Source organism: Streptomyces phaeochromogenes (assembly GCF_001418655.1).
Taxonomy (GTDB): Bacteria; Actinomycetota; Actinomycetes; order Streptomycetales; family Streptomycetaceae; genus Streptomyces; species Streptomyces phaeochromogenes.
In genome coordinates this window covers 1,721-2,478 of the sequence record NZ_LIQZ01000584.1, presented here as the reverse complement: position 1 = coordinate 2,478, position 758 = coordinate 1,721, and the positions used below count along the sequence as shown (strand labels likewise).

1 protein-coding gene is annotated in these 758 nt (G+C 72.4%); it reads left to right on the top strand.

Annotation, left to right across the window (positions count from 1 at the left end):
- Positions 1 to 758: MupA/Atu3671 family FMN-dependent luciferase-like monooxygenase (locus tag AOK17_RS53200; protein ID WP_245697849.1), on the top strand; the 758-nt coding region annotated here is incomplete at both ends.

Below are 758 nucleotides of genomic sequence, written 5' to 3'. Positions count from 1 at the left end.
CCCTCGTTCCCGCCCGCAGTCGAAGGCCACGCGCCCCCGCCCGGCCGCCGATTTCGGCCTGTACTTCTTCGGCGACTACCCGGATGCGGAGGAGCCCGCGGCCGGCAAGGAAGGAACCGCGGGCGGCCGACCGGAAGCACCCCACCCCTCCGACGCCTACGACCAGATCATCGAGACGGCCCGCTTCGCCGACGAGCGCGGCTTCAGTTCCCTCTGGGTGCCGGAGCGGCACTTCCACTCCTTCGGCGGCCTCTTCCCCAACCCGTCCGTGCTCGCCGCCGCGCTGGCCCGGGAGACCACCCGGATCCGGCTGAACGCGGGCTCCGTCGTACTGCCGCTGCACGACCCCGTCCGGATCGCCGAGGAGTGGTCGGTCGTCGACAACCTCTCCGGCGGCCGGGTCGGCATCGGCTGCGCCACCGGCTGGCACGCCCAGGACTTCGCCCTCCACCCGGACCGCTTCGCCCGCCGCAAGGAGATCGGCTTCGCCCACCTCGACGACGTACGGACGCTGTGGAGCGGCGGCACCCTGACGCGGCGGACCGGGGACGGCGGGGAGACGGCGGTACGTATCCACCCGCGCCCGGTGCAGGACATGCCACCCATGTTCCTCGCCACCTCGGGACGGCGTGAGTCGTACGAGGAGGCGGCGCGGCGCGGTCTCGGCATCGTCACCAACCTGATGAACCAGACGGTCGCCGAACTCGCCGAGAACATCGGCCACTACCGCAAGGCCCGCGAGCAGCACGGCCTCGACC